General features: G+C 61.0%; 14 protein-coding genes. 9 read left to right on the plus strand and 5 right to left on the minus strand.

Annotated features, from left to right (window positions below):
* Window positions 1-60 precede the first annotated feature (60 nt).
* From IVB13_RS32630 to IVB13_RS32645, 4 genes are all read right to left on the minus strand, one after another.
* On the minus strand, window positions 61-546 hold the full coding sequence (locus IVB13_RS32630) for a type VI secretion system tube protein Hcp (protein ID WP_018457635.1): 486 nt from the start codon (window positions 544-546) through the stop codon (window positions 61-63).
* Between the two features lie 49 nt (window positions 547-595).
* A complete protein-coding gene (gene tssC / locus IVB13_RS32635) occupies window positions 596-2104 on the minus strand; it encodes a type VI secretion system contractile sheath large subunit (RefSeq protein ID WP_247491325.1) in 1509 nt (502 codons plus the stop codon).
* Window positions 2105-2120: 16 nt separating this feature from the next.
* Window positions 2121-2648: a type VI secretion system contractile sheath small subunit gene (tssB, locus tag IVB13_RS32640; RefSeq protein ID WP_026233414.1), complete on the minus strand. Its 528-nt coding sequence runs from the start codon at window positions 2646-2648 to the stop codon at window positions 2121-2123.
* A gap of 124 nt (window positions 2649-2772) precedes the next feature.
* A complete protein-coding gene (locus IVB13_RS32645) occupies window positions 2773-4113 on the minus strand; it encodes a type VI secretion system ImpA family N-terminal domain-containing protein (protein WP_085348545.1) in 1341 nt (446 codons plus the stop codon).
* 321 nt (window positions 4114-4434) lie between these two features.
* Between IVB13_RS32645 and tssI the strand changes: the two genes are divergently transcribed.
* The 9 genes from tssI to IVB13_RS32690 are packed head-to-tail and all read left to right on the plus strand — an operon-like array spanning window position 4435 to window position 18025.
* Window positions 4435-6303 (plus strand): type VI secretion system tip protein TssI/VgrG, encoded by a 1869-nt coding sequence (gene tssI, locus IVB13_RS32650; protein ID WP_018457631.1) that lies wholly within the window; start codon window positions 4435-4437, stop codon window positions 6301-6303.
* A gap of 5 nt (window positions 6304-6308) precedes the next feature.
* Window positions 6309-6872 (plus strand): hypothetical protein, encoded by a 564-nt coding sequence (locus IVB13_RS32655; RefSeq protein ID WP_247491327.1) that lies wholly within the window; start codon window positions 6309-6311, stop codon window positions 6870-6872.
* 12 nt (window positions 6873-6884) lie between these two features.
* Complete coding sequence (gene tagH, locus IVB13_RS32660; protein WP_247491329.1) at window positions 6885-8255, plus strand: type VI secretion system-associated FHA domain protein TagH; 1371 nt, start codon at window positions 6885-6887, stop codon at window positions 8253-8255.
* A gap of 48 nt (window positions 8256-8303) precedes the next feature.
* Complete coding sequence (tssK, locus tag IVB13_RS32665; RefSeq protein ID WP_018457628.1) at window positions 8304-9641, plus strand: type VI secretion system baseplate subunit TssK; 1338 nt, start codon at window positions 8304-8306, stop codon at window positions 9639-9641.
* Window positions 9638-11164 (plus strand): type VI secretion system protein TssL, long form, encoded by a 1527-nt coding sequence (gene tssL, locus IVB13_RS32670; protein WP_026233411.1) that lies wholly within the window; start codon window positions 9638-9640, stop codon window positions 11162-11164. The genes tssK and tssL overlap by 4 nt, the downstream gene beginning before the upstream one ends.
* A gap of 44 nt (window positions 11165-11208) precedes the next feature.
* Window positions 11209-14739, plus strand: a complete 3531-nt coding sequence (gene tssM / locus IVB13_RS32675) for a type VI secretion system membrane subunit TssM (RefSeq protein WP_247491331.1) — start codon at window positions 11209-11211, stop codon at window positions 14737-14739.
* Window positions 14736-15437, plus strand: coding sequence for a type VI secretion system-associated protein TagF (gene tagF / locus IVB13_RS32680; RefSeq protein WP_018457625.1), 702 nt, complete (start codon window positions 14736-14738; stop codon window positions 15435-15437). Before tssM ends, tagF begins: the two co-directional genes overlap by 4 nt.
* A 6-nt stretch (window positions 15438-15443) precedes the next feature.
* Complete coding sequence (locus tag IVB13_RS32685; RefSeq protein ID WP_085348552.1) at window positions 15444-16220, plus strand: protein phosphatase 2C domain-containing protein; 777 nt, start codon at window positions 15444-15446, stop codon at window positions 16218-16220.
* Window positions 16217-18025, plus strand: a complete 1809-nt coding sequence (locus tag IVB13_RS32690) for a serine/threonine-protein kinase (RefSeq protein ID WP_247362322.1) — start codon at window positions 16217-16219, stop codon at window positions 18023-18025. Before IVB13_RS32685 ends, IVB13_RS32690 begins: the two co-directional genes overlap by 4 nt.
* Window positions 18026-18034: 9 nt before the next feature.
* On the opposite strand, the gene IVB13_RS32695 is transcribed toward IVB13_RS32690, so the two are convergent.
* On the minus strand, window positions 18035-19018 hold the full coding sequence (locus tag IVB13_RS32695) for a DUF4424 domain-containing protein (protein ID WP_085383672.1): 984 nt from the start codon (window positions 19016-19018) through the stop codon (window positions 18035-18037).
* Between the last annotated feature and the right edge of the window lie 96 nt (window positions 19019-19114).

Genomic DNA, 19114 nt, shown 5'->3' on the forward strand with positions numbered 1-19114 from the left:
AATCGCACCGTGCGGCGCCGGCTCAGCTAATCGCAACCAACGCCAAGCAGAAGCCGACGATCAGGCCCATTCCTTGTTGGCGGGAACGTCCCAGCCAAACACCGGCGCCGCTCCAGCGCCGCCTTTTTCCGTCTGGGTCTTGTACGTCATCTTGACCTTGGCGAAATTCAGACTCACGTTTTCAGTGAGGCGATCTTCGCCGTGCGATCCGCCCGTCGATACACTCGTGACCAGAATGTGCTTCATCTCGATCTTGAGATACTCCAGCGGATTTTCGCCCGCCTTGCGCACCGTGAGGATCGCCGTATCAATGTGCTTGCCGTTCGCACAGACTTTGAAAAGCTCCGGCGTGGCCTTGTCGACGAAGTGCGTGAAGTGCAGGTCCTGGATGCTGACCTTACCGGCACCGCCGCCCGAACCGCTGTGGAAAGTGCCTGACTGGCTCTCGCCGAAAGACCAGCTCAAAATATCGATTTCGTCCTTGTGCTTGTCGTCCAGCGACTCGCCCTTAATCGGATCGAGTTTCAGGAAAATGTCGACAGCCATAGCATAGTCCTTTCAAATTTCTGCATGTTACGGTTGCGATGCTGCGGCGTCAGGAGCCGGGGCCGGGGCCGGGAAGGCGCGAAACCAGACTGAGGCCGACGTCCATCGCCTCCAACTGAAAGTGTGGACGAAGAAAGAAGCGCGCGTTGTAATATCCCGGGTTCTCCTCGTTTGCTATGACCTCTACCTTCGCAGCGGCCAGCGGCTTGCGCGCCTTCTGAGCTTCTGACGACAGGGCTGGATTGGCATCAACGTACTCGTTGATCCAGGTCTGCAGCCAGACCGTCAGCTCATCCTTCTCCTTCATGGATCCGATCTTGTCGCGAACCATGCACTTCAGATAGTGCGCAAAGCGAGACACAGCGAACATGTAGGGCAGTCGTGACGACAGGTTATCAGAGGCGGTGGCATCCACGCCTTTCTCGCCGAAATACTTCTTCGGCTTGTAGAGCGACTGAGCGCCGATGAACGCCGCCTTGTCGGTGTTCTTGCGATGGATCAGCGGGATGAGGCCCGCCTTCGCAAGTTCGTGCTCACGGCGATCGCTGATGGCGATCTCGGTCGGGCATTTCAGGTCGACGCCGCCGTCATCGGTCGGGAACGTGTGCGTCGGCAGGTTGATAACTTCACCGCCGGACTGCACACCGCGGATGCGCGTGCACCAGCCAAACTCCTTGAAGGCGCGGTTGATGTTGACGGCCATTGCGTAGGCGGCGTTGATCCAGCCGTATTTGTCGCCGGTGTGTCCGTCCGTCTCCTCTTCGAAGGCGAACTCTTCCACGGGCTCCGATTTCGCGCCGTAGGGGAGGCGGCCGAGCGCGCGCGGCATGCACAGGCCGAGATAGCGCGAGTCGTCCTGATCGCGCAGTCCCTTCCATGCGGCATATTCCGGCGTGTCGAACACCTTGCCGATGTCCCGAGGGTTGGACAGCTCGGTCCAAGAGTCCATTCCCATCAGCGTCGGCTCGGCGCCGCTGAAGAAGGGGGCGTGTGCGGCGCCGGCGATCTTGCTGAGATCGCGGAGCAGTTGCACATCGGTGGGGAGGTGACTGAAATAATAGTCGCCGATCAGGCAGCCGAAAGGCTCGCCACCCAGCTGGCCGAATTCATACTCATAGATCTGCTTGAAAAGGGGGCTCTGGTCCCAGCGTGCATCGGGATAAAGCCGCAGATTTCGATACAGCTCGTTCTTTGAGACGTTCATCACCCGGATTTTCAGGTTGGCGTCGGTCTCGGAATTGAAGACGAGGTAGTGGAGACCGCGCCACGCACTTTCGATTGCCTGGAACTCAGGTGTATGAAGAATCTCGTTCATTTGCGCGGTCAGCTTCTGGTCGATCCGCGCGATCATCTCCTCGATGGTGTCGAGGACGTCCGACTTTATGACGCTTGTGTCCTTCAACGCCTCTTGAACGAGCGTGGATACGGCGTTTTCGACTTCGGTCGCTGCACGTTCAGTGCGCGGTTTGAAGCTTTGCTTTAGCAGGCTGGCAAACTCATCAGCTTCGACGGTTTTGACTTGGGTAGGGCTCTCTGTGTGAACAGCTTCTTTTGCCATGGTCCCCATTCCTTCCTTAGCTCTCGGTGCCAGGTTCGCTCGACTGGCTTGTCGCGCGTTCCCGCAGCGCTGCCATCAGTTGAGGATCGGCGAGAAGTTTTTTCAGCTGGTCCTCGGCGGCCACCTTGCCGTCCATGTAGCGCAGCAGGTTGGCGAGTTGTTCGCGTGCCTCGAGCAGCTTGGCGGTGGCCGGCACCTGGCGGGCGACTGCCACCGGAGTGAAGTCTGCCATCTTGTTGAAGCGCAAGTTGACCGAGATCTTTTCGTCGGAACCATCGCTGAGGCGATTGGCGACGCGCGCCGTCACGCCGGGCTGGATTGCGGCCATGCGGTTGTCGAAATTGTCCATATCGAACTCGAGGAACTTACGCTCCTCGACCTTCGACTTCTCGATGCCGGGATTATTGCCGGAGAGGTCGGAGAGGACGCCCATGACGAACGGCAGCTCGATCAGCCGCTCGGCATCGTAAGGATCCTCGTATGTTATGTGCACGCGTGGTGCGCGGTTTCGTCGAATGAATTTTTGACCGCTGTCAGTAGCCATGGTTCCCCTCCCTGCGAAATCGCATCAGAAGCCAAATTGCACGACGCAGATTGACTAAGGCGTCTCAACTTGCGGTCGGCAAAACATCCTTATGTCCAGTTAGTGCCTTCGAGAGAAAGGTGGTTCAATACGATTTGTCGATTGTCTTGAGAGCGCCCTCAGGAAGGACATCATTCAGAAGGCTGAGGAAATCCCGCTGTGCGAGGTCGCGCGCGCGATCGACCAAAAAGGGGATCGGGCTGGACGGCTCCGTGGTTCGGAAAAACGACGCCACCTTCGTCAGCAGACCCAAGGCCTGCGCTCTATTTTCCACCGAAAAAACAATATCTTGGGCGCTCTCATCGGTCGTTGATGAGAGCGGGGTCGCGAGCTCCGCCATCCGTTCGATCGGCAGGTCGAAGACTTTGTCCCGCCCGATGTTGATGGCAGCGCTCTCCACGTGGGACGGCACCAGCATCCGCATCACTTCAATAAATGATTTGCCGACCATCTCCTGCGCTTGACGTACCAGCAACAGCGCCGGGTTGGATGGTTCCATTCGGGCAAAATAGGCGGCCGCTGCGCCGAGCGCTGCGGACGCCTGTGCAGATGAAGCAAACATCGTGGTTGCGTCCAACGGCACCTGCGTATCGACGGGACCGGCATCTTCCGCAGTTGCGGCAATCGCCACCGGATCACGCAATGCGACAAGACCCGCAAGCCATGCAGCCATGCCGTCAACCAAGCCGGAGAGCCTGTCGAGGCTGATAGGTTGCCCCGAATTCATCTTCTCACGCCAGGTCGCCTTGATACCTGCGATTTCAGCAGCGACCGCGGAGCACCGCGCGCTGATTGCCTTGAGAGTATCGAGATCCGTCTCGCTGACGATGCGCTCGATAGTCGCGAGATCGAGCCCGTCGGCGTCGGCATCGCCGGCGGGAATTTCGCCTTGCGCGATTTGATAGGCACGGTAGTGGAGGTTGCCGTGTCTGCGGTTCTCGATCAGGGGGAGGAACTGGAGCGGGTTGATCACGGTCGGAAACACGTCGATTGCTTCGACCGTGACGGCCCGAAGCGCGTAGTCGCCGTTCTCGCCCCTCGGATGTACCGCTTCCCACTGCTCGCGCAGCAGCAAGTTGGTCGCCCTCAGGCAGTTAAGAAAGCCGTCGAGATCGCGGTTGAGGATTGAAAACTTCGCGAGCAGCAGGTTTAGGCGCAGATCGCGGGTACGCGCCAGGAGGGGCTGTGCAGCGGCAAATTGGCCGGCAAAATCGACTGCCTTTGGATCGAAGCGTCCACGCTCCCCATTGGCATTGACGACCTCGAAGAACGACATTGGCAGCAGGGATTCCGCACCTGCGAAGAAGTTCAGATATTGGACGTCTCCGATGGCGTCGAGATCCGGCCCGCAGGGATCGTCAGCGGTAATGGGCAGCGTCAGGGAGGCGACATCAAGCATGCGAGGATCGTCCATCTGCTCGGTCACGGCCCCGCTGCCGAGCCGTGACGACTAAGGGATCGCGCGGGGCGCATGATCCGATTCTATACCTATGGGTCAGATGCCTGCTGATCTTGGTTCATTCCCGAAGATCATGCCATTTTCTCGTGAACCGGCAAGCTCTTGGAGCCGACTACTTGATGGCCGGGGTGGTTCTTTGGACGGCTGTCGTGAAACGTCAGGAGGCCAGCCCCGGGGCGGACTTGCCGGCACTGCCAATTGGCGGGGCAGGATTTCCGCGGATCTTGCATACGTCTGATCAGCTCTTTGCAGCGGGTCATTCGATCGAAGGAGGGAGTTTAAGCCCACATGGGCCAGCTTACTCAGGATACCCGCCTCTGCGAACTCAAGACGCCTCTTGGCAAGGACGTTCTGGTTTTTGCCGGATTCGAGGGCTCGGAAGGTCTCAGCGAACTGTTCGAGTATCGCATAGAGTGTCTCAGTGAGGATGCCGACCTCGACTTCGACCGAGCCATCGGTCAGCAATGCACGCTGACCATAAAGCTGCATGAAAAGGAGCGCGAGTTCAGTGGCATTCTGACGGAGGCCCAGTGGCTCGGGGTAAGGAACGACTATTTCAGCTACCGGATCGTGCTGAGGCCCTGGTTTTGGCTGTTGTCGCGGACCACCGATTGCCGGATCTTTCAGGACAAGAAAGCGCCCGACATCATCAAGGAGGTGTTCAACGAACGCGGCTTCACCGATTATGAATCCAAACTGACCGAAGAGGGGTCCTGTCCGAAGCTCGAATATTGCGTTCAGTACCGCGAGACTGACATGAATTTCGTGTGCCGGCTGATGGAACAGCACGGCATCTACTACTTCTTCAAACACGAGGGCGGCAAACATACGCTGGTGTTGGCGGATTCCAAATCGTCGCATAGCCCGATCAACGGTCTTGCTACGATTCCCTATATCCCGTTAACGGGGGCCGATCGTCGAGGCGAGCAGCATATCTACGAATGGGTCTCGGAGCGCCGGTTTCGAACCGGCAAGATCGAGCTTAACGACTACAACTATCAAAAGCCCAACGCGCAGATGATCAGCGACGCCAAGGGCTCCGAGCACTACACCCGGTCGGAGATGGAGTTTTACGACTATCCAGGGAAGTTCAAGGAAAAATCCGACGGCGAGCGCTACGCGAAGATCCAGCTCCAGGCCGAGCAGGCAATGGACCGAAGGCGCCGCGGCAACGGCGACGCCGTCAACCTGTTCCCCGGTGGGTTAACGAAGCTTGAAAAGCACTCCAAGGATTCGCAGAACGTGGAATATCTCGTGGTGCGAGCCACGCACTCGTTCTCGATCGAATCTTATCGCACCGGAGGTCCGAGCGACGCCGGGCAACACGTCTATTTCGGCAGCTACGAGTTTCTGCCGAGCGATCGGCCGTTTCGAGCGCCAATGACGACGCCGAAGCCAAGGATCAATGGCATCCAGACTGCCAAGGTAGTGACCAAAGACGACAATTCGAGCGAGGAAATCGACGTCGAGTCGCTCGGCGAAATCTATGTCCGCTTTTTCTGGGATCGCAAGAAGAAGCGGTCGTGCCGGTTGCGCGTCGCCCAGGTTTGGTCCGGCAAGCGCTGGGGCGGTCAGATCATTCCGCGTGTCGGACAGGAAGTCGTTGTCGAGTTCCTGGAAGGGGATCCGGACCGGCCCCTGGTGATCGGCACCGTGTACAACGACGAATACAAGCTGCCTTACGATCTGCCGTCGAAAAAGACGATTGGCGGCTTGAAGTCGGACTCCACCAAAGGTGGCGGCGGCTTCAACGAGTGGAGCTTCGAGGACAAGAAGGGGTCCGAGAAGATCACGGTGCATGCCGAGAAGGACCATGACGTGACGGTCCGGGACACCGAGACACGGACCATCGGCGAAGCTGCATTCGGCGGCGATACCCGCAAGACCACGCTCAAGAAAGGCAATGACAAACTCGATATCGAATTGGGCGGTCAACACATCACGCTGGCCATGGACCAGTCTGTCAATGCGGGCATCAGCATCACGCTCACGGCCAGCGCCAATATCACCCTGCAGGTTGGTCCCAGCCAGATTATCCTGACCCCGGCGGGCATCGTCATCAACGCGCCGACGATCGCCATGACAGCGCAGGCCGGCATGGCGCTTGCTGCCGGCGGTCCGCTGGTCGCTCACGGCACTCCAACTCTTGTCGGCTGACGATCATGGGGCAGGTTCGATTCGGAACGGTACAGGATCTGTTTCAGGCCTATCCGTTGGCGCGCTATGATGTCGGCAGAGCCGACGCTGACAAGCCTTCGCTGGATTTCCTTCAGGAGGCCGCCGACGCGTGCAATTGGCACCCGGCCGTGTCTTATTGTGCATACCTACTTCCAAGGCGTGTGGCAATTGGCTGGGGATGTCGCTCTCTGCGGCGGATGTTCGATCATTTCGATGCCAGCGATAGCAGGTCGCTCAATATTGTGGAGACCTGGGTCCGGCAACCGGACGAGCAGTCCCGGAACAAGGCGCTGGCTGTCGGCAATGCCAACGATCCTGAGCAGCCGGCAACGTGGCTGGCGCTGGCGGCCGGCTGGTCCGGCGGAAGCGTGGTTCCCCCGGAATTTGCGCCCGTGGAAGCCAAGCCAGATCAGGCCGCACGGGCGGTGCGTACAGCACTGCTGATTGGCCTCTGCCGGCTGCCCCGTGACGTCCGGGACCAGATAATGACGTCGTGCCTGGAGGATGGTATTCAATTGGCACGCGGCGAACCGCGCCCTCCGCGCTAACGAGACGATGTGATGGTGCTTCGCTTTAATATCGAGAACGAACCGAATCTTCCGGACGGCGGACCCGTGACGTTTACGGTCACCGGCAGGCGTTCGGTCGATATTGGCCGGGACCGACACCTCGACTGGACGCTGCCGGATCCGGCGCGGACTATTTCCGGAAAGCATTGCGAGGTGCACTTTCGCGACGGTGGCTATTGGCTGCACGACGTCTCGACCAACGGCACCTTTCTCAATGGTGCCGACCAGCGCATGCGGGGGCCGCACCGCTTGCACGACGGCGATCGGCTCACGATCGGCCACTACATCATCGGAGTTTCGCTGGAGGATGAGGCTGGCGGGCGTATCCCAAATCAAGCGGCGCAACTGCACGAACCCTCGGTCCAGCAGCATGCGGATTACGGAGAGCTTTGGACGGCCGATCGTGACGTTCCGCCGCCGATCGATCCGCAACTGTTGAAGAAGCCACGCGAGGCGGCGCGGCCCGTCAATCCGGGGTTCCTTGATTGGGCAGCGAGCGTGCCGGCGCCGGGTGTAGACCCATTTCGATGGTCATCGCCGACGTCTACGTCCCAACCGTCCGTGCAGGACGATGACATGAACTGGGCAGCCGGTCCGGTCACCGCGCCGAAACCGCAAGTCGAGCGCCCGCAAGCCATGCCGACTCCACGCCGGCCGTCGGTTTGGATCGATGATGAACCAGTCGCTGCCCAGCCGCCAACATCGCCATCGCACCCGCAGGTCGAGACGGCGCAAGCAGCAGACGAGCGACCTGTCGCGGCCAAGCCAGTCGGTGGTACCGAGTTCGCGCGACTGGTGGCGCGCGCTGCGGGATTGCCGGAGAATTTCTTCGCCAGCAAGTCCGATGCCGAACTCGCCGAACAGCTTGGCATCATCTTGCGTATGACCGTGGACAATCTGATGGCGCTGCTGCAAGCGCGAACCCAAGCCAAGCAGCTGACCCGTAGCACCAGCCAGACCACCGTCCAAGCCCTCGAAAATAATCCGCTGAAATTCTCGCCGACCTCGGAGGAAGCGATGCGCATTCTCTTTGGGCCGCCGACACGCAGCTATCTCGATGCACAGCGCGCCTTTGCACAGGGCTTCAGTGATCTCAAGTCACATCAGTTGAGAACCTATATGGCGATGCAGCACGCTGTCCACGAGCTGATTGCGGGCATAGATCCGACGCTGATGGCGCGCGAGCTCGAGCTTCAGCGTGGCGCAAGCTCCTGGCTCGGCACGAACAAGGGCAAACTCTGGGACGAGTTCTTGACGCGCTGGAAAGCGCATGTTGGCCGCGACAACAACGCCCCGATCGAAACCTTTATGTTGCTTTTCTCGAACTATTACGACCGCGGTGATAAGCCCGGCTCAAAGTAAACTCTCGGCGACCACGAGGTTGCCTACAATTTCTAAGTGGATATAGGAATGTCTTGGTACAGCAAGGTCTTCTGGTCGGAAGGTTTGTTTCTGCGGCCGCATCATCTGCAGCAGAACGACCGCTACATCGAACACTTGCTGGAAAAGCGCGTTCGCTACACGACACCATACCCTTGGGGCTTTGCCGAGCTAGAGATCGATAGGGATCTTACCGAACAGAGCAAATTCGCGGTGCGCAGTGCGTCCGGCCTCATGCCGGACGGTACGCCGTTCGATATCCCTGCGGACAGCCCAATACCCGAATCGATCGAGGTGCCGGAGACGGCTGCAGGCCAGATCGTCTGGCTGATGATGCCGGTCGCGGCGCCAAACACCCGCGAGGTCGACGAGGACCGCACTGACAGCGCCAGTCGTTATGTTCGCACTTCGGAAACCTTCATCGACTCGACCTCGGCGCTCCGCATCGAGGAAGAGATCGACATCGCTTATCCGCGCCTGTCTTTCGAACTGCGCAAGACGAGCAAGCCCGGATACATGGGCCTGGGCATCGCGCGCATTCTGGAGGTGCGCGACAAGAACATCCTGTTCGACGACAAGTTCGTGCCGCCGATGCTGGTCTGCGCCGCGCATCCGATCATCGATGGCTGGCTCAACCGCATCATCGGCTGGGTTGAGACTAAACTCGACGAGTTGGCGCGTTACGCCGTCGATCCATCATCCGGTGGTGGGTTGCAGAGCGTCGACTATCTGGTCCTGCAAGTGCTGAACCGTACCATTCCCGTGCTGACTCATTTCCAGCGCTCCGGCAGCGTTCACCCGGAGCGCCTGTACGAGGAATTGCTGAGGTTCGCGGGTGAACTTGCGACGTTTTCCACGGCGGAACGGCGGGCGCGCAACTATCCGGCGTACAATCACGACGATCTCGAGAACGTCTTCACACCCTTGGTGAGCGACATCCAGGACTTCTTGAGCGCGCGGCTGGGTCGGCGGGCGATCCGCCTGGAGATCATCGAGCGCGCACAGAATGCGTTCGTATCGCCGATCCGCGATCGAGCGCTATTCCGAAATGCGACCCTGGTGCTGGAAGTTGCCGCACGGCGGCCGCTTGTGGAGATCCAGAACGATTTCCCGCACCTGTTCAAGGTCGGGCCGAACACAAAGATGAACGAAATCGTGCACGCAAACCTGCCGGGCCTCACGTTGGCGCATTTGCCGACGCCGCCGCCGCATATCCGGGCCATCACGGATCACGTCTATTTCTATCTCGACCGCAAGTCACCGCTGTGGCCCGAGTTCAGTACGGCTGCGTCGATCGGAATGCATTTTTCCGGCGACTGGCCCGAGCTTGAGCTGTATCTTTGGGCTATCCTGGAAGACAGGCCATGAGCGACAAGGACAAGCCGGTCAATCCTTTCGGGCGGGGCGAACGGACGATCATCCGTCCCAACCCCGGCGGGAAGTTGCCGCCGGCGCCGATCTCTCAACCTCCGCCGGGCGGCGGGCCCGCAGCACGCCCAGCCTATTCGCCATCACCCGTACCCTCTCCCGGCACGCCGGCCCCACCACCATCCTTTTCGCCCGTTCCACAGGGCTCGAACTACGCCTCCGCGCCGGCCAGCCATCCAGCCGAGGAATGGATCTCGACACCCGCGCAAGGCCAGGTGCCGCAACCCTTGATGCCGCCAGGGCCGCCGTTGCGCGTTGACGATCTGGTCGCGCCAAATGCCAATCCGGTGATGCGCGCTGCGGGCCCGTTGCTGCAACTGCTCGGTCGGTTGCGTGTGGCGCTCATGCGAGCGTCATTCGCCAGCCTGATGGAGCAGGTCGCAGACGCGATCAAATTCTTTGAGAAGGACATCCGTTCAGCGGGCATTTCCGAGCACCAGGCCAACACAGCAAAATACATCCTGTGTGCCACTGCTGACGATATCGTGCAGCACATCCCAACCGAAGAGCGTCACGTCTGGACGCAATATTCGATGCTGAGCCGGTTCTTCGGCGAGCGTGTCGGCGGCGTCCGATTCTTTGAGATCCTCGACCATTTGAAGGTTGATCCACTGGTCAACTATCCGGTCCTCGAACTTCAGCACGCCTGCCTTGCGCTTGGTTTTCAGGGCATCCACCGGACGTCAGGGGGCGGACTTGCGAACCTGCAACTGATCCAGCGCAACCTCTATGAATTGCTGCGCCGGGTCAGACCGAAAACGATGAGCGACCTGTCGCCCAACTGGCGCGGGCAGGCGCTGGCGGGGCGCCGGCAGCGTCTGCGTGTTCCGGTCTGGCTCGTGGCAGCCGTGGTCGCCGCGCTGCTGACCGGGTCCTATTTCGTTCTGCGGACGCTCCTCGCTGGACGGGCAGAGAATGCTGCTGAGGTGGCGCTCGCGCTCCATCCGGCCGGTCCGATCGAACTCAAGCGTCAGGTCGTTGCACCACCCCCACCGCCGCCGCCTCCGCCGCCGCCGGATCGCATTACCCAGTTGCAACGCATCCGCAATGCGCTCGCGAAGGAGAACACCGCCTGCGCCATGACGGCGGACCAGACCCCCAGCTTCATCGTGATCAGGGTCTGCGACCTGGCCTTGTTTGCGTCGGGCCAAGCGACCATCCTCGACGGCTTTAAGCCGATCGCTCTCCGCGTCGCAGCAACCCTCGACAAGGAGCCGGGACGGATCCGGGTCGTCGGCCATACTGACAGTTCGCCGATCCGCACAGTCCGCTTCCCGACCAATTTCGAGTTGTCGGTCGAGCGCGCCAAGGCGGTTGCCGCGGCACTGAAACCTGGCTTGAACGATGGTTCGCGCGTCGACGTCGAGGGCAAAGGAGCAGATGCGCCGATTGCCAGCAACACAACGCCCGAGGGACGTGCCAAGAACCGGCGCGTCGAGATCTTTATCGAACGCAGCGAATAGGCACACACCGCCGGATCAGGTGGTTTTGCGACGGGTACGGTTAGATGCTTGCCAAGGACATTCTTCGCATCGTTCTCTACGGGGTCGGGCTCAGCTCGCTGGGAGCGGTGATCTATTTCGCCGGTCCCTTCATCGCATTCGGCGATTGGCGGCCGCTGGAGAACCATATCGTCCGGCAGATCGCTATTCTGCTGCTCACCACGGCCGTGGCAGGCATCGTTGGCCTCAATCTGTTCAAGCGGCGCAAGGGTGCCAAGGAGATTGCCGATGGTATCGCTGGTGCAGACCAGCCCGTCAGCGATGAACCAGTGCTCAAGGAGCGCATGAAGGATGCGCTCGCGACGCTGAAGACCGCCAGCGGCAACAAGTCGGGCTATCTCTACGATCTCCCCTGGTACGTCATCATCGGTCCGCCCGGCGCCGGCAAGACGACGGCGCTTGTCAATTCCGGGCTCAAATTTCCGCTCGCGCGCGGGGCAACGCCCGCGGCGATCGCAGGGGTCGGCGGTACCCGCTACTGCGATTGGTGGTTTACAGAGGAGGCGGTGCTGATCGATACCGCCGGCCGCTACACCACCCAGGACTCCAACAGCAAGGCCGACAAGGACAGCTGGCTGGCGTTCCTGGACATCCTGAAGAAAAGCCGGTCGCGCCAACCGATCAACGGCGTTCTTGTCGCCATCAGTATCGAAGACATCCTGACGCTGCCGAAGCAGGAGCTCGCACTTCATGCCGATGCCATCAGGATGCGCCTGCTCGAGCTGCATCAGAGACTCAAGGTCAGCTTCCCAGTCTACGCGCTATTTACCAAAGCGGATCTCGTTGCCGGCTTCACCGAGTATTTCGCCTATCTCGGGGAGGCCGGCCGCCGTCAAGTCTGGGGTGCCACGTTCCAGACCGCCGACAAGACCCAGAATCTGGTTGGGCAGATCCCGTTCGAGTTCGACCGTCTGCTGGAGCGCCTGAGCGAAGAGACGCTCGACCGTCTGCAGGACGAGCCGACGCCCCAGCACCGCGTGCAATTGTTCGGTTTTCCGGCACAGATGGCGCGGCTCAAGCCTCAGATCCACGATTTCCTCAACCTGATCTTCGAGCCGACGCGCTATCACGTGAACGCGAACCTGCGCGGATTCTACTTTACTTCGGGTACGCAGCAGGGCACGCCGATCGATCAATTGATCGGGTCGCTGGCGCGCACGTTCGGCGCTGAGGAAGTCGGTTCCGGATCCTATTCGGGCACGGGCAAGAGCTTCTTCCTTGCCGATCTGATTTCCAAGGTCATCATCGGCGAGGCCGACTGGGTCTCGACTGACCGTGCCGCGGTGCGCCGCGCGCTGGTCCTGAAGACCGCAGCCCTGTCATTGATCGGTCTGGTCTCGATCGGGCTGATCGCAGCTTGGCTGGTGAGCTACAAGCGGAACGCCGATTTGATCGAGCAAAGCCTGCAGGCGGATAGCGAGTATGCAACCGCCGGCGCGGCACTTATCAAGCAGGCATTGATTGCCGATCATGATCTCGACAAGGTGCTGCCGCTACTCTACCGGCTTCGCAACGCCCCGGCGGGCTACGGATCGCGCGGCGAACCGGTGCCTCTGTCGGCTCGCTACGGGCTCAGTCAGCGCGCCCGGCTGCTGTCGCCCTCGAAAGCGGCCTATCACACCGCGCTTGAACGCATGTTCCGACCGCGCCTGCTGTATCGCCTGGAAGAGCAGCTCAATGCGCGCATAAACGAGCCTGCCTTCGTCTATGAGGCGCTCAAGGTCTATCTGATGATCGGTGGCCTGCAGTCGCCGGATCGCGAGTTGATCCGCTCCTGGATGCAACGTGACTGGGCGGATAATCTCTATCCTGGCGCCACCAACGCAGAAGGGCGGCGTCTGCTCGACGAGAACCTCGTGGCAATGTTCGACCTCGAGACCGAACAGCCGCCCTTGGTCGAACTCGACGGCCGGTTGATCAAGCAGGCCCAGAACTCCTTGGCGCGCCTGAGCGTGTCGCAACGAGCGTACGAGTTTCTGAAATCGGAGGCTCGCGCGTCGATCGCCGGCGACTGGATCGCCAGCCGCCATGGCGGACCCGACATGGGTGTCGTGTTCGAAACCACGACCGGGCAGCCTTTGGACGCCGTGCGGGTACCTGAGTTCTTCACGTATAACGGCTTCCATCAGAAGTTCGTCGCCCGGCTGTCCGGATTGTCTGAGCGGATGAAGCGGGAGCGATGGGTTTTGGGGGATGCCGGCCAGCAGTCGGCCATCAACCAGCAGTACGACAATCTGGCCGGCGATCTGCTCAGCATCTATTCAAACGATTTCGTGACGACCTGGCGAACGGCGCTCGGGAGCCTGCGCCTGAAGAAGCTGCTCGCCGACAAACCGAAATATGAGGTGCTTCGGGCGCTTTCGGCGCCGACCTCGCCGATGCGGCAAATTCTGGAGTCGGTGCGCGACGAGACGGTGCTGACCAAGGAACGGGCGAAGAGCGCTTCGGCGCCAGCTGCCGCATCGGCGCCAGCACTCTTCACGAATGCTCAGGATGGACCGCCTGGCACGATGATCGAAGCACAGTTCAAGCCTTACCACGCAGCGCTCGAAGGCGAGAGCACCCGCCGGCCAATCGACTCGACCGTCGCGAACCTGAACGACATCGCGCAGAACCTGACACTGATCATCGAGAATCCCCAACTGACCGCACAGGCCACAGCTGCGCTCCAGAACCAGGTCGCAGCGCTCCGCAACAACGCCTCGCGCATGCCGCCGCCATTCTCCGATATGTTGCGAGCAGCAGCCGCGGAGTTCGAAGGTAGCATCGCGGCTTCAACCGCCGGACAAATCCTGCAAACGTTGCGCGATCAGGTCACGCCGGTCTGCCAACAGACCGTGACTAACCGCTACCCGTTTATCCGCGGCAGCGGCCAGGAAGTTCCGCTCGCGGATTTTGCCAAATTGTTCAGTCCAAATGGCGTTATGGACAGGTTCTTCACCCAGTACCTGGCACCTTATGCCGACACGTCGCGGTCGGACTGGGCTTGGCGAAAGGAGAGCCCCGTTGGTCGGTCGTTCTCGCCCGAGACGCTCAAACAATTCCAGAACGCGGCTTATATCCGGGATGCGTTCTTCCAGACGGGCGGCGGTGTGCCCGCCGTTTCATTCGCGATCCGACCCCCTGGGGCACCGGGACCAGGCGTGACAGTTAAGACCGAGATCGGTGGCACCACAATTGCGAGCCCAACCATTCCCGGATCGGCCCCTCCGTCCTTGTTCGGCGGGCCGCAACCTACGCCACCGCCACCGCCGCAGACCAACTCGCCGACTACTATCCTATGGCCGGGCCCAGCGCCGCGAACGGCAATTTCAGTCAGTAACGATACCGGCCCGCCATCCGTGCTTGAGCGCATTGGTCCCTGGTCGTTGTTTCGGATGTTGGAGGCGGGCTCGTTAGTGGTGAAAGCGGAAACCGCCAGCGCGAGTTTCATCGTCGCCGGGCGCGAGCTCAACTATCAAATTTCGACCGGATCGTTGCGCAACCCGCTGAACCTGTCAGTGCTGCGCGAGTTTCGTTGCCCGACCGGGATATGACCATGCGTTGCGGGATATTCGGCAAAATCGGTGCGAAGCGCGATTTCATCGCGATCGCGACCCCGCGCAGCTTCCTGGAAGCCTGGGAGCCGTGGGTACAGGCTGCGCTGTCAGCAAGTCGCCACCAGCTTGGCCCAGGATGGCAACAGGCCTTTCTGACCGCGCCGGTCTGGCGGTTTTGGCTCGGCGCCGCGATCTGCGGCACGACAGTGGCGGGTGCGATCATGCCCTCGCTCGATGGGGTGGGGCGATACTATCCCTTGACCCTGCATGCGGTGACCGGCGAGGCCGTCTCGCTGCCGCCGCCGAGCATTGATCCGCAGGACGAATGGTTCGGGCAAGTGGAGGCGTTCCTGCTTTCGACCCTGGATCGGGCCGCAACCTTCGAGCAGATCTCCGATGCATTGGATCGGCTTTCGGTGCCACGACTGCAGGAGACCATCACCGGCGATCCGCCGGTCACGTCGCTTGGTACTGCGGCAATGGGGAGGGCTTCGGCGGTCGAAGCCTTCGCGGCGTCGTTTGCAGCACTTTGCGCTGCCAACCCACAGGTCTACGCCGCGGCTAGCTTCTGGTGGACCGCCGGAGGGGAAGGCTTCCCGCCAATGGCGCTGAGTTGTCGCGGATTGCCAGATCCGTTCCACTACGTCACGCTGCTGACCGGTGATCTCGGACCCGCGGCATCCGGGAATGGATGACGCGCGATGGTGCATATTCCGTCCTTGTTCGATGTTGGCAGCGTCACCCATGCCGGACGCGTGCGGGAGCGGAACGAGGATTCATGTTTGGTACGAACCGACGTTGGTCTGTGGGCGGTCGCCGACGGCATGGGGGGGCACGAGGCCGGTGATCTCGCCAGTCGCATCGTAGTGCAGTCGCTCGACGCTATCGCTACACCAGAATCAGCCGCAGACCTGCTGGCGGAATGCGAGGAGCGGCTTTTCAGCGCAAACCAGCAGATACTGGCGCTTAGTCATGAACGACAGGGTGCCACCGTCGGGACAACAGCGGCGGTTCTGCTCGTTCGCGATAACTACTATGCCTGCATATGGGCGGGTGACAGCCGGGTCTACCTTATTAGTCGCGGCGCAATTCGCCAGGTCTCGCATGATCACAGCGAACTGGAGGAGCTGATCGCAAAAGGTGCGCTGTCGCGCGAAGACGTGAATGATTGGCCGAGCAATGCCATTACGCGTGCCGTCGGTGTCGCCGATGATCCGGAATTCGAGGTGGTGACAGGCCCGGCCGAGCCAGAAGATATCTTCGTGATCTGCAGCGATGGCCTGACCAGGCACGTGCAGGACGACGAGATCCTGCAGCACGCGGCTACGCGACGCGCCCAGGCGGCTTGCGATGACATGCTCGCGCTGGCTCTTGATCGTGGCGGGCTTGACAATTTGACGATTGTGATCGTGCGACTACTGACGCCACGATCTCAGGGGACGACAAGATCTCCGCTCAATCGGGAGCCGCAACCATGAGTCCGAGCGATCCGTTCCGATCGTCCTATCACGGCGTGCCGCCCGGCACCCGTCTCAATGGCATTTACGAGATCGAAGCGATGATCGGCGCGGGCGGCATGGGTGAGGTCTACAAATGCCGTGAGATCCAGACTGGATCGCCTATTGCGGTGAAAATGCTACTGCCCGACGTGGTTGATAACGAGGCCGCGCTCGCGCTGTTCCGTCGAGAGGCCGCGGCACTCCACAATCTTCCGCACGACGCGATCGTTCGCTACTTCCTGTTTACCGTCGAGCCGGTGCTGCAGCGACCTTATCTCGCGATGGAGTTCGTGAATGGCCGCTCGCTCTCGAACATGCTCGATGATGGGCCGTTGACCTTCGAGGCGCTGATCAGGCTGAGGCAGCGTGTCGCATTGGGACTGGAGGCCGCACATGAGCACGGCATCATCCATCGCGACGTGTCTCCGGACAACATCATCATTCCGCTCGACGACGTCAGTCGGGCCAAGATCATCGACTTCGGCATCGCTCGGTCGACCCAAATGGGCGACAAAACCATCATCGGCTCGGGCTTCGCCGGCAAGGACAACTACGCATCGCCGGAGCAAGTAGGGTTGTACGGCAATGACGTGACTGCGAAATCCGATGTCTACAGCCTCGGTCTTGTGCTGTTCCATGCGCTGACCGGACAGAAACTCGACATGGGCGGCAGCCAATTTCAACTGGTGGAGAAGCGCCGGCGTGTGCCCGATCTCGGTGGTGTGGATATGCGCATCCGACCTTTGCTGGAGCGGATGCTGCAGCCTGATCCGGCATTGCGCCCCACTATGGGGGAGGTCGCCAGCTGGACGCCAACCGGTTCCGCCCAGACGCCGGCCGCGCCGTTATATGGCTTCGATCCGCTGCGGCGGCCGGAAAGCGCGTCGCCGGCGCCGCAGGACAGGATGCCGGAGATCGCGCGGAGTCCGCGCCGCCTCTGGCTGGGGGCGGGCGCCGCGGCATTGTTGCTGCTGGTCGGCGGTGGTGGATATGCCTTCTACAAGCTGGTTTGGTCAGCGCCAGGCACCGCGGTCTTGTCGCCACCCCCGAAACTCGCCGGAGCAATGGCGCCGCCGAAGGTCGAGCCCGCTGGACCACAGCCCGGACGCCAAGAGCCGGAGAAGTTGCCCGCGCAGCCGACGGCGACGCAGTCTCCGGCACTCGATGGGCCAGGGCGCGCCGAGCGCATCCGCAAATACGTGGCCCAATATTCCGGCGGTGACTGCTTCTTCGTGTTGCCGATTGCCGTGAGCCCAAATGCCGCTGTCATCGAAGGGTTCGGTGCCTCGACCGTCCCATTCGACACGTTCGACAAAGCGTTTCGGCGTGAGCAGGGTTTCGAGGCTTCGATCGGCGTCAGGCAAGTGACCCAGGCGCAATGCCCAGCCGTCAAGTTCTTGAGTCAGGTCGGGAGCGATCAGGCGCGAATGCCACGCATCACCTTGTCAGCGACAGAGCTGAAGGGCGGTGAAACCCTCAATGGGACCATCGAGAACTTTGCCAACCGCGTGGTGGAGCTCCTGATGGTATCTGATCGCGGCGAAGTTCAGAGCCTGTCTTATCTTCTGAAGCCGGGCATCGACTCACTTTCGTTTACGCTCCCGACAGCGCGCGCGAGCGGTCCGCAACTGCTATTGGTCGTGGCGGTCCCGCAGGTTCTCGACTCGTTGCGCCAGCCGCGACCGATCGCCGCCGACACGTTCTTCCTGCAGGCGCTAAGCGAGGCTCAGCGCAATAAGATGACTGTCATCGCGGCCGTGCGCTACGTGCTGCTCACCAATTGACCGGCACGCTCAGAATGTTCCGATCACCAGGATTTTCAGGTCGGCATCCGGCTTGAAGTCGCTTGCCGTATATTCAAGCGTGTTTCCAGTAGCGGACGATGCCTTTAGCCGCCCAGGACAGAAGCTCACCAAGCGGTCGCTGCCGCCTGGGTCGATAGTCAGCTTGAATGACCGGATCGGCCCAGCCCAATTCGCGCCGGTCTTGAGCACGTACGATATGCGCCGCTCCTGGAGATTTGCGCCGTTGGTCTGGTTATTGCCCGTGCGCTTGTCGAGCTCGGCAAGGAACGTATCCTGGATGCAGTATTCTTTCCGGTAACGCGCAACTTCCTGACCGAGTGCGCTGCTGCGGCGCAGGCTCGAGCGCAGAATGGTGTCAGGACTGGAGCCGACGCTCGGCCGGTACTGGTGTTCGACCGTGACGCTGCGCACGGGCGGAAACAACTGCTGGCGCACAGCCGAGGTCTTGACGGTCCACCCCGGCGCATATTGCTGGCGACCGTTGTCGCTCATTCCGGCAGGCATCAGAAGTCCGTCGTCCACAAGCCGGGTCCGGGTCGCCGCGGGCAGGTCGGTCACCCGGATCTCGCGGCCACCAATCGGCAGCAGCGGCAACTTGAGTTCGCGGAGCAGGGCACTGACATCCCTGTTGCCAACCATGGCGCGCTGATCGACGGTCAGCGGCGCCAGGTTGCCATCGACCTTGGTCTCGAATTCGACGAAGTTGATCGGATCACTTGACGGCAATGCAACATTCTCAGCCTCCGACAGGTCGATGTCGGGCAGCGGAAAGGCAACATTAAGCGTGACCGGCTTGGCGGTGAGGTTGGCGAATTGGTAGCGAACGCTGATTCTGTCGAGCGTGATACGAAGGTTCTCGCTCTCCATGGCCACGTCATTGGTGCGTACGAACTGGAGCCCACCGATCGACAATTCCGCAGCCGAGTCGTTGGCGCGTGCCGGCCAGCCTGTCGCAACGAGCAGCGCGACCATCAGGGCCCGTATAAGGAACGACAGTCGGGCGGAGGGTCCGTTCGGCAAGCTAGTCTGTATGCGGCGTCGCAGCATTTGCCGGCTCCATCCGATGCG

Source organism: Bradyrhizobium sp. 17 (assembly GCF_023073515.1).
Classification (GTDB): domain Bacteria; phylum Pseudomonadota; class Alphaproteobacteria; order Rhizobiales; family Xanthobacteraceae; genus Bradyrhizobium; species Bradyrhizobium canariense_D.